We start from the raw sequence: 14,842 nt of genomic DNA on the forward strand, positions 1-14,842 counted from the left end.
ATGGCCGTGCACCGCGGCAGGTGGACCCTGCAGGACCGCGCCGACGACGTGCTGCGGACCCTGCCGGTCACCGTGGCGCCCGGCACCGCCGCGCTCACCGTCCGGCTGGACTACCCCCGCGAGGCCGGGGTGCTCGACCTGGGCTGCATCGGGCCGGACGGCTTCCGCGGCTGGTCGGGCGGCGCCCGCGACGGCTACACCGTCACCGCCGACTGGGCCACCCCCGGCTACCTGCCGGGCGAGCTGGAACCCGGCGAGTGGCAGGTGCTGCTGCGGCTGCACCGCATCCCACCCGACGGGCTGGACTACGAGGTCACCGCCACCACCGGCACCACACCGCCGCCCGCGCCGCCCGCCCCGGCGGCGCCACCCCGCCCCGACCGCCCACCCCGCCGCGACCTGCCCGGCGTCGACGGCCGGCGCTGGCTCGCCGGTGACCTGCACGCGCACACCGTGCACAGCGACGGCGCGCAGACCATCGACGAGCTGGCCGCGCTCGCCGCCGGCCGGGGCCTGGACTTCCTCGCCGTCACCGACCACAACACCGTCAGCCACCACCCGTGGCTGCCGGCCGCCTCCGCCCGCTACGGCGTCACCCTGCTGCCCGGCCAGGAGGTGACCACCGACCGAGGGCACGCCAACGTGTTCGGACCGGTGGGCTGGGTCGACTTCCGCTGCCCGCCGGACGAGTGGTTCGCCGCCGCCCGGCGCGACGGCGGGCTCATGTCGGTCAACCACCCCCTCGGCGGTGACTGCGCGTGGCGCCAGCCGCTGACCGAGCGCACCCCGCTGGTCGAGGTGTGGCACTCCGGCTGGTGGGACCGCACCTGGGGCGCCCCCCTCGCCTGGGCGCGGGCGTGGCGGCCCGACGTCGTGGCGGTCGGCGGCAGCGACTTCCACCGCCCCGGCGACGACGCGCCGCCCGGCTCCCCCACCACCTGGGTGCTCGCCGACCGCGACACGGCACCCGTCGACGCCGTGCTGGACGCGCTGCGCGGCGGCCGTACCGCCGTCTCCGCCGACCCCGACGGGCCGCTGCTGCTGCGCCTCGGTGACGAACTGCTGGCGCTCGACGCCGACGGCGCGCTGCTGGCCTACCCGGACGGTCGGCACCGGCTGGTCCGCGGTGACCGGTGCCTGCTGCCGGCCGGCGACGGACTGCACGTCCTGGAGTCCCACCGCATGGAGGTGATCGCACTGTGCAGCTGACCGGACGTACCCGGGTGGCCGGCGCCCCCGTCAACTACGGCATCTACCAGCCCACCGGCGCACCCGTCGGCCCCGACGACCTGCTCGCGGCGCTGGCCCGCGACGGCTACACCGGGGTGGACTCCGGCCCGATCGGCTACCTCGGCACCGGCGGGACGCTCGCCCGACGGCTGGCCGCGGCCGGTATCGGGCTCGCGGGCGGCTGGGTCGACCTGCGCTTCGCCGACGCGGCCGGCTTCGCCGCGGACCTGACCCAGCTCGACGCCGCGCTCGACGTGTTCACCGCCGCTCCGGCCGACGACGCCCGGTTCGCGCCCCGGCCGACCCTGGCCTGCCCCGGCAACCCGGCCCGGATGGCCCGACCCGGCGCCCCGACCGACCTGGCGTCGGCGCTGCCCGCCGCGGCCTGGCCCGACTTCGCCGCCCGGGTGCAGCAGGCCGCCGACCGGTGCCGCGAGCGCGGCCTGGAACCGGTCTTCCACTACCACCTCGGCACCGACGTGGAGACCGAGGCGGAGGCCGACCGGCTGCTCGAACTGACCGACATCGCCATCTGCCTGGACACCGGGCACCTGACGCTGGCCGGCGGTGACCCGGTGGCGGCGGTCCGCCGCTGGGCCGGGCGGATCGGCCAGGTACACCTGAAGGACGCCGACCTCGCCGCCCACGCCCGGGTCCGGGCGGCCGGTGGCGGCCTCATGGACGTGGTCGCCGCCGGCGGCTTCTGCGCGCTGGGCCGCGGCGACGTCGATCTCGCCGGGGTGCTCGCCGGTCTCGACGCCATCGGCTACACCGGCTGGCTCGTGGTCGAGCAGGACGCCCCCGAGGACGGCCGGGACCTGGACCGGATCCGCGCCGACCAGCACGCCAACCGGCGGTGGCTCGAGGAGGCGCTGGGATGACCGAGCCCGGCAAGCGGATCCGGATCGCGGTGGCCGGGCTGGGCATCATCGCCCGCACCGTGCACCTGCCGCTGCTGCAACGGCGCGCCGACCTGTTCGAGATCGTCGCGCTGGCCGACCTGTCGCCGTCCCGGGTGTCCGAGCTGGGCGAGCGCTACGGCGTCGAGCCCGCCCGGCGCTACACCGACGCGACGCGGATGGTGACCGACGGCGGCTGCGACGCGGTCCTGCTGGCCACCTCCGGCTCGCACGGTGAACTGGCCGCGCTGGCGCTACGGGCCGGCCTGCCGGTGCTCTGCGAGAAGCCGCTGGCCTACACGCTCGCCGAGACGGCCCGGCTGGCCGAGCTGGGCGCCGGCGGCGCGCCGCTGATGGTCGGCTACATGAAGCAGTACGACCCGGCGGTGGCCGAGGCCGCGCGGCTGCTGGCCGAACTCGGCGGCGCGGAGCGGGTGCACGCCGTCGAGGTGACCGTGCTGCACGCCGGCGGTGACCGTCAGCTGCGCTTCGCCAAGCTGCCCCCGACCCCCGGCGACGTCCCGGCCGAGGAGGTCGCCCGGCTGGCCGCCGCCGACCGCAGGCTGCTCGACGCGGCCGTCGGCGCCGACCCGGGCGCCCGCACCCTCTACCAGATCCTGATCAACAGCATCTCGCACGACCTGTCCCTGCTGCGGCTGTTCACCGGGGCGCCGGCCACCGTGGAGCAGGTGGCCACCTGGCCGCTCACCCCGGCCGGCCCGGCCGAGCCGTCGGTGGAGATCAGCGGGCGGCTGCCGGGCGGCGCCCGCTACGGCATCCGGTGGCTCAACCTGCCGGACTACCCCGCCTACCGGGAGACGGTCACCCTGCACCACGCCAGTGGCTCCCTGGAGCTGGTGTTCCCCTCGCCGTACCTGCTGAACGCGCCGACCACGCTGACCGTGGTGGACGAGCACGGCGGTGGCGAGCGGCGGGCCGCGTACCGGTCGGTGACCGAGGCGTTCGAGCAGGAACTCGTCGCGTTCCACGCGATGGTCACCGCGGGCGCCGCCCCGCTGACCGACATCGCCGAGGGCGCGGCCGACGTACGGACCAGCCAGCAGGTGGTACGCCGCTACGGTGCGCTGACCGGGACGGCGATCGGCGGAGAGGCGGCGAACTGATGACACGACCGACCGAGATCATCGCGGTGCCGCACACCCACTGGGACCGCGAGTGGTACGAGCCGTTCCAGCGGTTCCGGCTGCGGCTGGTGGCGCTGCTGGACGAGGTGTTCGACCGGATGGAGCGCGACCCGCGGCAGCGGTTCACCCTCGACGGGCAGCTCGCCGCGGTCGACGACTACCTGGAGGTCCGCCCGGAGCGGCGGGAGCAGGTGATCGACCTGGTCCGCGCCGGCCGGCTGTCGGTGGGCCCCTGGCAGATCCTGCTCGACGAGTTCCTCTGCTCCGGGGAGAACATCGTCCGCAACCTGGAACGCGGGCTGGCCCGCAGCGCCGACCTGGGCGGGGCCATGCCGGTCGGCTACCTGCCCGACATGTTCGGCCACATCGCCCAGATGCCGCAGATCCTGGCCGGCGCCGGGCTGGCCCACGCCTGCGTTTTCCGGGGCGTGCCCGAGCGGGTGCACCACCACGCCTTCGCCTGGCAGGCGCCCGACGGCACCACCGTCCGCACCCAGTACCTGCCCGGCGGCTACGGCAACGCCGCCGGGCTGATGGACGACGCCGCGCAGGTCACCCGGCGGGCCGGCGACCTCGCCGACCGGCTCGCCGGATGGCGCCCGGCCGGCGACGACACCCCGGTCCTGGCCATGTACGGCACCGACCACGCCGCCCCGGCGCCGGACGCCCCCGACCTGCTGGCCACCGCCGACGTCGCCGGCACCCGGCTGCGGCTGGGCACCCTCGCCGAGTACTTCGCCACCCAACCGGCCACGGTCGACGGCCTGCCGGTCGTCCGCGGCGAGCTGCGCTCGCACGCCCGGGCCAACATCCTGCCCGGCGTGATCTCCGTCCGCGCCCACCTCAAGCAGGCGATGAACCGCGCCGAGCGGCGCGTCGAACGGTACGCCGAACCGCTCGCCGCCTTGACCCACGACGCGTCGGTGCAGCGCTTCCTCGACATGGCCTGGACCCGGCTGATCGACGCCAGCTGCCACGACTCGGTGACCGGCTGCGGCTGCGACGAGACCGCCGAGCAGGTCGCCGCCCGCCTCGCCGAGGCCGACCAGCTCGGCCGTGCGGTCTGCGACCTGGTCGGCGCGCGGCTGTCGGCCACCGTGCCCCGGGACGGCTACCTGCTGTTCAATCCCACCCCGGCGGCCCGTACCGCCCTGGTGCGCCTGGACGTCGAGGCGCCGGCCGACGGCACCGTGGCGCTCGCCGACGCCGCCGGCCGCAGCTTGGCCGCCCAGGTCCTCGACCGGGCCCGCACGCTGCTCGCCGACGACGTGGTGCCGGCGGCCGACCTGCCGGCCGTGCTCACCCGGGTGCACGGCCGGGAGCTCTACGGCCAGGAGATCACCGCCTGGTCGGTCTCGCCCGACGACGCCACTCTCACCTTCGAGGTGGCCCGGCACGGCGACCCGGCCTTCGACGTGGCGGACGTCCGGCTGGCGCTGGCCGCCGCCGGGCAGCCCGACCGATGGCGGGTCCGGATCGTCGCCGCTCCCCGGGCCACCGTCGCCGCCCTGGTGGACGTGCCACCGCTCGGGCACGCCGCGGTCCGGCCGGTGCCGCTCCCGGCGACCGCGACTCCCGCGTCGGACCCGGTCACGGTGGCCGGCCGCAGCCTCGACAACGGCCTGCTGCGGGTCGACGTCGCCGAGGACGGCACGCTGGCCCTGTCCACCCCGGACGGGGTGACCGTGGACGGGGTCGGCCGGATCGTCGACGGCGGCGACGTGGGCGACAGCTACAACTACGCCCCGCCGGCCGCCGACGAACTGGTCGACAAGCCGCGGGCGGTGCGGGCCGTGGTGCGCCACGACGGGCCACTGGTGGCCGTCCTGGACGTCGTACGCGAGTACCGGTGGCCGGTGGCCGCGGACGTCGACGTCGGCTCCCGTGCCGTGGACCGCGAACCGATCACCGTGACCACCCGGGTCGAGCTGCGCCGCGGCGAACCCTTCGTCCGGCTGCGCGTCGAGTTCGACAACCGCTGCGACGACCACCGGGTCCGGCTGCACCTGCCGCTGCCGTCACCGGCCGACACCTCGTACGCCGAGGGCCAGTTCGCCGTCGTGGCGCGCGGCCTGACCGCGGAGGGCGGTGGCGGTGAGGTGCCGCTGCCCACCTTCCCGGCCAACGGGTTCGTCGCGGCGGGCGGTCCGGACGGCGCGCTGGCCGTGCTGCTGACCCAGCCCACCGAGTACGAGCTGACCGACTCCGGCCGCGAGCTGGCGGTCACCGTGCTGCGGTCGATCGGGATGCTGTCGCGCAACCGGCACGCCCTGCGCGACGAGCCCGCCGGTCCGCAGCTGCCGACGCCCGAGGCGCAGTGCCGCGGCACCCGCACCGTCGATCTGGCGGTGCTGCCGTACCGGGGCGCCTGGCATGAGGCGGGGGTGCTGGCGGCGGCCGAGGCGTACCGGCACGAACTGCTGGCCTTCCCCGGCACCGCCGACCCGGGCGCCGCGCTGCCCGCGCCGGCGACCGGGCTCGCCGTCGACGGCCCCGGTGTCGCGGTGACGAGCGTCCGGGACCGGGCCGGCCGCACCGAGGTGCGGCTGGTGGCGCAGACCCCGATCGACACCACCGCCGTGCTCGGCGGTGCGACGGTTCGCGGGGCGTGGCGGGCCGACCTGCTCGGCCGGGCCGGCGAGCCGATCGCGGTCGACGGTGACGGGCTGGTCCGGCTGCCGCTGCGGGCCTGGGAGATCGCCACGGTGCAACTCGACCTGACCTGACCGCGGGCGCCGCGCTGCCGCCCTCCACGAGTAGATCACCACGGCCGGGCGTACCGCCGATCGGCCGAGGTCAGTGGTCGTTCGGCGGGCACCTGAGCCGATCCGTGACTGCTACGCTCCCGCCCGGCCGACGATCAAGAACGGGGTGCCGGAAGTGAGTGCGGGGAACGCCACCGACGAGGTGCAGTCCGGGGACCGCTTTTCCGTGGACCCGAACTCGGCCACCGCGGAGATCCCGATGCCCTGGCGGGCGGCGCGGTCCGCCGGCTCGGCCGACTCCGGCAGCCCGGCCCGCGACGCCGCGGCCCACCCGCCGGTGGGCACGACGGAGACCCCGGCGCCGGTGGCCGCCGCGGAGCCGCGGGAACCGGTCGAGGCCGGCGGTTCGCCCGGCACGCGGGTGTGGTGGCGGGCCCCGGCGGTGCTGCCGCTGGTGTCCGGCGCGCTGGCCTTCGCCGTCGTGCTGATCGGGCTGGGCCGTCGCCAGATCTGGCGGGACGAGCTCGCGACCCTGGACGCCGCCCGGCTGCGGCTCGGCGAGCTCTACGACCTCGTGCAGCACCGTGACCTCGTGCTGCTGCCGTACTACCTGGGGATGCACTTCTGGGTGCGGCTCTTCGGCGACTCGGAGGTGGCGCTGCGACTGCCCTCGGCGATCGCGGTGGCCGTCGCGGCGGCGTTGACGACGGTGCAGGGCCGGATGCTGTACGGCCCGCGGGTGGGGCTGCTGGCCGGCGCGCTGGTCGGCCTCCTGCCGACGGTGACCCGGTACGGCCAGGAGGCCCGGCCGTACGGCCTGGTGATCGCGGCGGTGGCCCTGGCCGGGGTATTCGTGGTGCGGGGGACGCAGCGGCACTCCCGCGCGGTCTGGGCCTGGTACGCCGCGTCCCTGGCCCTGGCCGGCTACCTGCACCTGATCGCGCTGGTCGTCCTCGTCGCGCACGGCGTGCTGGTCGCGCTGCACGCGCGCGGCACGAGAAGGTGGCAGCCGGTCGCCTGGTGGCTGGGCGCCACGGCGGCGGGCCTCGCCGCACTGTCTCCGCTGGTGCTGCTCAGTGCCGGCCAGCGGGGCCAGATCGCCTGGATCAAGCCGGTCCCCCCGGCGGAGCTCAGCGACTGGGTGCTGGGCCTGCCGGGCTCGATCGGAGTCGGTGGCGTCCTGCTGGGGCTGGCCGCCCTGGGCTGCGCCGGCGGCGGCCGGCGGGTGGCGTACCTCGTCTGCTGGGCCCTCGGCCCGCTGGCCCTGTTGTGGGCGCTGACCCCGGTCATGTTGCTGTTCACCGAGCGCTACCTGCTGTTCGTGCTGCCCGCGTGGTGCCTGCTGGCCGCCGCCGGGGTGCAGGTGGTCGCCCGGCAGCTGACCACGCTGACCGTGGCGGTGCCGGTGTTCGTGCTGCTCGTCGGGCTCAGCACGCACGTTGCGGTGCGTGCCCCGGTCACCCAGTTCGAGCCCGACCTGCGGTCGGTGGCCGCCGTGATCGAGCGGCAGGCGCGGCCCGGTGACCTGTTGGCGTTCACCGGCCCGTTCCCGTGGTGGGCGAGCGACAGCGTCCGCTACTACCTGCCGGAGCACCCCCGGCTGGGAGAGGCGTTCCAGGCGGTGGAGGGTCAGGCGAAGCCGACCTACGGCTCCGCCTGCGCGGAGGGCCGGTGCCTCAACACCCGGGCCCGGATCTGGCTGGTCAACACGAAGCCCGCCTCCTACAAGATCTCCTCGTACGCCGGCATGAAGCCCGAGGTCGAGGAGATGCTGCGCGCCCGGTTCGTGGTGACGCACGTGGACCGGTTCTCCGACGTGAGCGTCTCGCTGCTCACGCCGCGGCCCCGCTGACCGACCGACCTGCCGGGCTCACGCGGAGCGGGAGGCCGGCAGGTCGGCGCGCGGCGGCACGGCGTTGTCGACGTTGAGCAGCCCGGCGTCGACCACGGCCCGGCTCATCGGCCGGGTCAACTCGGCGAGACGGGCGCACCCGTCGACGCCGAGCACCGCGTACGCGGGCGTGGCGAGCCGGTCGGTGGCCGCCTCGAGCCACGCGCGCTGCGCCCGTCCGGCGTCGGTCAGGGCCGGCTCGGCGCCCTCGATCAGCCCGCGCCCACGCAGCCGCTCGACCGCGGCGGCCCACTGGTCGCCGGTCCAGCCCCGGGTGCGGCGCAGGAAGCGGACCGGCACCTCGCCGGACGCGGCGTGCAGCACCAGCGCCTCCAACCCGGTCAGGCCGGCGAGCACCAGGGCGGCGACGTGCCCGTCGCCGCGGAACTCCCGTAGGACCGTCTGGGCCTGCCAGAGGATCAGGTGCGGCTGCTCCGGCCAGGGCAGCGCGGCGTGGGCGGCGGACAGCGGCCGCCCCTCCGGGTGGGCGGCGGCGGACTCGGCGGCGCGACGGGCCAGCCCGGCGGCCTCGACCATCTCCGGGCCGTGCACCGCGTCGCCGAGCGCCCGGGTCAGGGCCGCGTCGGCGGCCTCCAGCCGGGCGGCCAGCACGGCGGCCGGCGTGGCCCGCTGCCAGGCGGCCGGCAGCACCCGGGCGACGAGGTCCGGGTTGAAGTTGAAGAAGGTGGCGACCACCGGGCCGGGGCCGACGGGCCCCAGGGCGGCCGCGCGGGAGGCGAAGTAGCCGGCCGGCTCCGGGAGGCCGAGGGCGGCATACCGCTCGTGCGCCTCCGGCACGAAGTAGATCATCCCGTGCAGGGGCTCGGTCACCCGCCAGGCGCGGCGCACCACGGCCGGATCGAGCGCCGCCGGCCGCTGCCAGCCGGGATCCGTCACGTCCATGATGTCCGCCATGTCGCTGCCTTCCGTCGAGGAGGTTACCGACGGGTAGGCTCCCATGCCGGAAGGCGGCCTGTCACCCGCCGGGGGCCGGCGTCGTGTCGGAGGTCTGGCCCAACCCTGCCTGTTAAGTCCTGTTGCTCAGGTCAACGACGTGTTCTCATACCGGGACGACCATGTCACCGGCCTGCTGGCGGCAACCCCGTCCATCACGCTCGGTGATCCATCCCCCGGCGAAAGGTGCAAGGATGCACAGAAGACCGACGTTCCAACTGGCGGTCCTGACCGCCACCGCCGCGACGTTCCTGGCGGCCGGTGGAGCCTCGGCGGCGGCCGTCACGGCGGCGCCCGTGACCTCCTCCGCGGGCGTGACGGCGTGTGAGCCGGGTGCCGGCGGGCACAGCGCGGCGCGGGTGAGCGAGGGCGCCACCGCGAAGGAGCCGGAGCTCTACTCCAAGAACGAGGCGAACGCCTACGGCGTGATCAAGGACTCGCCGCGCCTGCCCAACGGCAGCGTCACCATCCCCACCGTCTTCCACATGGTCTCCGACCACGCCCTCAGCGCGGCCGAGACGACCAGGTGGAACACCCTCATCGCAGCCCAGATGAAGGTGCTCAACGACTCGTTCGCGGGTCAGACGGCGGCGAACGCCTCCGACACGCCGTTCCGGTTCTCCCTCGTGAACACGACGTGGACCGTGAACAGCGACTGGTACACGGTCGTGCCCGGCAAGAACGAGCGGGACATGAAGCAGGCGCTCTACACCGGCGACGCCCGCACCCTCAACGTGTACGCGGCCAACATCGGCGGTGGGCTCCTCGGCTGGGCCTACTTCCCGAAGGGCTACAACAACGGCCGGGACTACATCGACGGCGTGGTGATGCTGGACGAGTCGATGCCGGGCGGCACGGCGGGCAAGTACGCCCTGGGTGACACGCTGACGCACGAGGTCGGGCACTGGCTGATGCTGGAGCACACCTTCGCGCACGGCTGCTCCGCTTCCGGCGACTACGTCGCGGACACCCCGCGGGAGGCGGCGCCGCAGTTCAACTGCCCGGTGGGTGCGGACACCTGCACGGCGCCCGGGCTGGACCCGATCCACAACTTCATGGACTACACGCAGGACTCCTGCATGGACATGTTCACCGCCGGACAGGCGGACCGGATGAGCGACGCCTGGGTCGCGTTCCGGTCCGGTGGCGGGAAGCAGTAAGAGCTAGGACGGCACCAGTCGGGGTTGGCGGGCCGCGTCAGCGACTCGTCAACCCCGGCGCCGGTCAGCCAGTGAAGGACCCGGGGCCGAAGCGGCCCCACGCCACAAAGGCGGCCAAGGCGAGATAGACCAGGTCTGGCGCGATCGTCACCCGCTCGCCACGGCGGAGGCGCATGGCCGCCGCGCCGACGAACAGCACCGCCACACAGGTGGCGGTCACGGGCACCACAACCGGAGCGATGTCCAGTACGCCGGGCAGGATCAGGCCCGCCGCGGCCAGCAGCTCGAGGGCTCCGATGACCCGGAGGGCGGCGGGGCTGAAATCCAGGACCCATTCCGCCGCGTGGCCCACGGCGGCCATCTTCTCCCTGGGTACGAACATCTTCGAGGTGCTGACCAGGAGGACGGCGGCCAGCACTCCGGCGACGATCCACAGCGTGAGGTTCAGCGCGGGGTTCATGAGGATCTCCTTGCAGCGTTGACGATCCGCGCCGCCGGCGACCGTCCCGGCAGCGGAGCATGGCGGCGGTCACCGCGATGACGCGGCCTTCTGACTGACATGGAGATGCCGGCCAACCGTTTCCTGTGACAGCGCGGCTGTGTGGCCTGCGCCACCGATCGAGGACTTCACAGGGCGCGGATCGGCGTCCGCGCTCTGGTGTCCGTCACCGGTCCGGAAGTTGCCCCTTGCCAGCCCGGTCCACAATCCAGCCCGTGGTACCTTCGCGCTCTCCGGGCGGCATCACGCGTCGCCACCGGCTCTGGTTGATCGCGTGCTTCACGGCGCCCGGCGGGGTGGCCGCGCTCGCCGATCTGTTCGCCTGGTCGGAGTGGCTGCCGGTCCTCGCGACAGTGGCAGCCGTGCTGGTGGCCAGCCGGCTCGTGTTGAGCGAAGAGGTGTGGACAACCGCGTCGCTCGTGGTGAAGGCCGTCGTGATGGCCGCGTTCGTCGCGTCCCTCCTGTGGATGATCGCGATGATGTTCGCCCCGCGGCTCACCGTGCTGGACCTGCGAGGGGAACCGGTGGTGGCGACGGTCGTGGACCACGACGCCGGGCGCTATCTCAACCGCGGGAGCAGCGACGACCAGCACTGCTACCGGCTGCAGCGCACCGACGGCAGCCCCCTCTTCGGCGAGTTGTGCCGGGGCTGGGAGGAATTCGCCGTCGGCGAGACGATGACGGTGCTGGTGGACCCCGGCGACGTCATCGCACCCGAAACCCCGGAAAAGGTTGCGGAAGCCCGCTTCTGGCAGGTGGGTCTCGCCGGGCTCGTGGGCCTCCTCGCAACGGTCGCCCTGTGCTGGCTGGCAGGAGGACTTACCGGGCGCCTGGACAGTGGCCGGCCTGCGACGCGATGGCGTCCCCGTCTCGTACGCGCCAGACATCGCAACAGCTCCCCCGGACCGCTCGATCCCGCATGACAGTGACCCAGGTCACACCTGATGAACTTTCACCCGCCGGTCACGTCGGGAGCACCTGGATACCTCTCGCGTTCATCCAGGGAGAATCATGCGTTCAGTTCGCAAGTTATCGGCGCTGGCACTGGTGGTGCTGGGCGTCTCGGCGGTGGCTCCGGGCGGTACGCCCGCCGCGGCGCAGCCCCGGGCCGCGAAGCCGGCGACCCCACCCGCGGTCGCGTCCAAGCCCCGGACGGTCACTCTGCTCACCGGCGACACCGTCCACCTCGGCACCGTGAACGGCCGGACGACCGTCGACGTCGTGCCGGGCAAGGGACGGGAACGGATCCCGTTCATCACCCACAGCGCCGGCAAGGACGTGCGGGTCATCCCCGCCGACGCCGTCGGCCTGCTCAACCGGGGCAAGCTCGACGAGCGGCTCTTCGACGTCTCGATGCTGGTCGACTTCGGCTACGACGACACCCGGGCCACCCTGCCGCTCATCGTGCAGCACCGCGGCGCCGCCCCCGCCGGTCTCGCCGGCGCCCGGACCACCCGGGAGCTCTCCGGGGCGCGCGCCGTCGCGGAGAGCCGGGCCGACGCGGTGTCCTTCTGGAACACCGTCACCTCCGCCGCCCCCGGCACCGAGCGGCAGCTGCGGGCCGGGTTCGACAAGATCTGGCTCGACGGGCTGCGCCACCCCACCCTCGACGTCAGCGTCCCGATGACCGGGGCGCCGCAGGCCTGGCAGGCCGGCTGGACCGGGACGGGGGTGAAGGTCGGCGTGATCGACACCGGCGTCGACCAGACCCACCCCGACCTGGCCGGCCACGTCGCCGCCGCGGAGAACTTCTCCGCCGACCCGGACGCCCTCGACCGGGTCGGCCACGGCACCCACGTCGCCTCCACGATCGTCGGCAGCGGGGCCGCGTCGCAGGGCCGCTTCAAGGGCATGGCGCCCGGCGCGACCCTCTACAGCGCCAAGGTCTGCATGGCGGAGGGCTGCCCGGAGTCGGCGATCCTGGCCGGCATGACCTGGGCGGCGCAGCAGGGCGTCAAGGTCGCCAACATGAGCCTCGGCGGCCCGGACAGCCCGGAGACCGACCCCATCGAGGCGGCCCTGGCCGACCTCACCCACCGCTACGGCGTGCTCTTCGTCGTCGCCGCGGGCAACAGCGGCGAGGCCGGCGAGTCGACGGTGAACTCGCCCGGCAGCGTGTCCGAGGCGCTGACCGTGGGCGCCGTGACCAAGACGGGCGAGCTGGCCGAATTCTCGAGCCGGGGTCCGCGCGCGGGCGACGCCGGCATCAAGCCGGACGTCACCGCGCCCGGCGTCGGCATCGTCGCCGCCCGCAGCTCGACCTCCGACCTGTGGCCGAACGGCGAGAACCCGCAGTACGCCAGCCTCAACGGCACCTCGATGGCGACTCCGCACGTGGCCGGCGCGGCGGCGATCCTGACGCAGCAGCACCCGGACTGGGCGCCGGAGCGGATCAAGTCCACCCTGATGGCGGCCGCGCAGCCGAGCGCCACCATCGGTGTCTACGAGCAGGGCGCCGGATTCCTCGACGTCGCCCGGGCGACCCGGCAGACCGTCACGGCGAGCCCGGTCAGCGTCGCCTTCGAGCGGACCACCACCGCGCAGCAGCGCACGATCACGTACGCGAACGGCGGCTCGTCCGCCCTCACCCTGGCGGTCTCCCTCGACGCCAAGGATGCCGACGGCGCCCCGGCGCCGGCCGGCCTGTTCGGCCTCAGCGCCTCCTCGGTGACGGTCCCGGCGGGTGGCACGGCCAGCGTGACCGTCACCGTCCAGGCCGGCGCCGACCTGCCCGACCGCTACTTCGGCGGTGAGGTGACCGCCACCGGCGGCGGCGCGCAGGTGCAGACCCCGGTCGCGCTCGACGTCGCCCGCCACCGGCTGAGCCTCAAGCTCGTCGGGCCGGACGGCGGAGCGCCCACCCCCGACCAGGGGTGGGTGACCCTCCTGACCGACCTGGACCGGCAGACCGTCATGGTGTTCGACGACCCCGCGACCACCACCTACCAGGTCCGCGCGGGCCGCTACCTGGTCGAGACCTACCTGTTGACCGGCGACCCGTTCCTCCCGCACATCACGTCGCTGATGCGCCCGGGCCTCGACCTGACCACGGACCAGGCGCTCACCATGGACGCCCGCCTGGCGAAGCCGGTCGCGGTGTCGGTGCCGAACCCGAAGGCCACCGCGGTCCACCAGGAGTTCGGCTGGACGATCCGGACCGAGCAGCCGCAGATCTGGGGCAGCAACGACCCGTTCGGCGTGCTGATGGGCCTTCCCTTCGATCACCTGCGGACCGCGCAGATCGGGGCCGGCAGGACGCCCGGCTTCGTCTCCTACGTCAACGGGATGTGGGGGCAGGTGGCCGAGGACGGCAGCCTGCACAACAGCCCGTACGCCTATCGGGTCTACCTCTACGAGCCGGAGAAGATGATGACCGGGCTGACCCGCAAGCTGCGCGCGGGCGACTTCGCCACGGTCCGCTCCCGGGTCAGCGCGGACGTGGCCGGCGTGCCGGTGTCGCGGACCGCCGTCGCGCACGCACCGGGCAACTCGCCGGTCTACCGGGACGAGCGCAACATCCCGCCGAGCTTCACCTACGACGTGCCGAGCACCGTCACCGAGTACTACAACCAGGACAAGCAGGCGGTGTGGCAGTCGACCTCGTCCCAGCTGAGGTACACCTACTACGAGTCGGCGTGGACCAGTTTCAAGCCCGGGCGGACGTACGACGTGAAATGGGCCAACGGGGTCGCCGGGCCGGTCTTCCCGGAGCCGAACTTCGGCCAGCAGTTCGCCACCCGCTACTGGGGCGACACGCTGGGCGGGCCGGGGCCGCTGCACGGCGACGGCACCGGGCACATGGGCTTCCGGCATGTTCGCGGCGGCAGCGTGGAGATCAGCCTCTACCGCGACGGGGTCAAGATCGGCGACGCGAACCAGGCGCCCTGGGTGTGGGACGTGCCCGCCGAGAAGGGTGACTACCGGCTGGCCGCGACCTTCCGCAGCGACCCGGAGTTCACCCTGTCGACGGTGGTCGACGCGGAGTGGACCTTCACGTCCGCGCACGTGGGCGACGGCGAGCTGGTGAAGCTGCCGATGACGGCGATCCGGTACAGCCCGGAGCTCGACATCGACAACCGGGCGCCGGCGGGCCGGCTGTTCGCGATCCCGGTCTCGCTCGACCGTCAGATCGGGGCGGCGCCGGGCCGGACCAGGGCCCTGACCGTCGAGGCGTCCTTCGACGACGGCAAGACCTGGCAGCGGCTGACCGTGCAGCGGTCCGGCGAGAAGGCGGTGGCCTGGGTGCGCAACCCGGCCGGCGCCGGTTTCGTCTCGCTGCGGGCCGCCGCGACGGACACCAGCGGCAACACGGTCAAGCAGACCGTCATCCGCGCCTACCGGTACTGACGATGGGCCCCG

10 protein-coding genes are annotated in these 14,842 nt (G+C 74.3%); 8 read left to right on the plus strand and 2 right to left on the minus strand.

Features of this window, described 5'->3' with window-relative positions; translation table 11 throughout:
- The 5 genes from ABZV78_RS06035 to ABZV78_RS06055 all read left to right on the plus strand — a co-directional run bounded on the left by ABZV78_RS06035 (position 1) and on the right by ABZV78_RS06055 (position 7,831).
- Entirely contained in the window at positions 1-1,209 is a 1,209-nt protein-coding gene (locus ABZV78_RS06035) for a CehA/McbA family metallohydrolase (RefSeq protein WP_355635746.1), read from the plus strand.
- Positions 1,200-2,111, plus strand: a complete 912-nt coding sequence (locus ABZV78_RS06040) for a sugar phosphate isomerase/epimerase (RefSeq protein ID WP_355635748.1) — start codon at positions 1,200-1,202, stop codon at positions 2,109-2,111. The genes ABZV78_RS06035 and ABZV78_RS06040 overlap by 10 nt, the downstream gene beginning before the upstream one ends.
- On the plus strand, positions 2,108-3,253 hold the full coding sequence (locus tag ABZV78_RS06045; protein WP_355635750.1) for a Gfo/Idh/MocA family oxidoreductase: 1,146 nt from the start codon (positions 2,108-2,110) through the stop codon (positions 3,251-3,253). The genes ABZV78_RS06040 and ABZV78_RS06045 overlap by 4 nt, the downstream gene beginning before the upstream one ends.
- The gene (locus ABZV78_RS06050; RefSeq protein ID WP_355635752.1) at positions 3,253-6,000 is read left to right on the plus strand and encodes a hypothetical protein; all 2,748 of its coding nucleotides are present in this window, start codon (positions 3,253-3,255) and stop codon (positions 5,998-6,000) included. Before ABZV78_RS06045 ends, ABZV78_RS06050 begins: the two co-directional genes overlap by 1 nt.
- Positions 6,001-6,154: 154 nt before the next feature.
- Positions 6,155-7,831 carry a glycosyltransferase family 39 protein gene (locus ABZV78_RS06055; RefSeq protein ID WP_355635753.1) on the plus strand — a complete coding sequence of 559 codons (1,677 nt, stop codon included), beginning with the start codon at positions 6,155-6,157 and terminating at the stop codon, positions 7,829-7,831.
- 18 nt (positions 7,832-7,849) lie between these two features.
- Here ABZV78_RS06055 and ABZV78_RS06060 read toward each other — a convergent pair whose 3' ends face one another.
- Positions 7,850-8,785, minus strand: coding sequence for a hypothetical protein (locus tag ABZV78_RS06060; RefSeq protein WP_355635755.1), 936 nt, complete (start codon positions 8,783-8,785; stop codon positions 7,850-7,852).
- Positions 8,786-9,018: 233 nt separating this feature from the next.
- Between ABZV78_RS06060 and ABZV78_RS06065 the strand changes: the two genes are divergently transcribed.
- Entirely contained in the window at positions 9,019-9,984 is a 966-nt protein-coding gene (locus tag ABZV78_RS06065) for a zinc metalloprotease (RefSeq protein WP_355635757.1), read from the plus strand.
- 64 nt (positions 9,985-10,048) lie between these two features.
- Here the strand turns inward: ABZV78_RS06065 and ABZV78_RS06070 are convergent, their stop codons facing one another.
- The gene (locus ABZV78_RS06070; protein WP_355635759.1) at positions 10,049-10,444 is read right to left on the minus strand and encodes a DoxX family protein; all 396 of its coding nucleotides are present in this window, start codon (positions 10,442-10,444) and stop codon (positions 10,049-10,051) included.
- Between the two features lie 254 nt (positions 10,445-10,698).
- On the opposite strand from ABZV78_RS06070, the gene ABZV78_RS06075 reads away from it, so the two are divergent.
- Together ABZV78_RS06075 and ABZV78_RS06080 are read left to right on the plus strand one after the other, a co-directional pair.
- Positions 10,699-11,406, plus strand: coding sequence for a hypothetical protein (locus ABZV78_RS06075; RefSeq protein ID WP_355635761.1), 708 nt, complete (start codon positions 10,699-10,701; stop codon positions 11,404-11,406).
- Between the two features lie 88 nt (positions 11,407-11,494).
- The gene (locus tag ABZV78_RS06080; RefSeq protein WP_355635763.1) at positions 11,495-14,830 is read left to right on the plus strand and encodes a S8 family serine peptidase; all 3,336 of its coding nucleotides are present in this window, start codon (positions 11,495-11,497) and stop codon (positions 14,828-14,830) included.
- The last annotated feature ends 12 nt before the right edge of the window (positions 14,831-14,842 follow it).

Source organism: Micromonospora sp. NPDC004540 (genome assembly GCF_040610095.1).
GTDB lineage: Bacteria > Actinomycetota > Actinomycetes > Mycobacteriales > Micromonosporaceae > Micromonospora.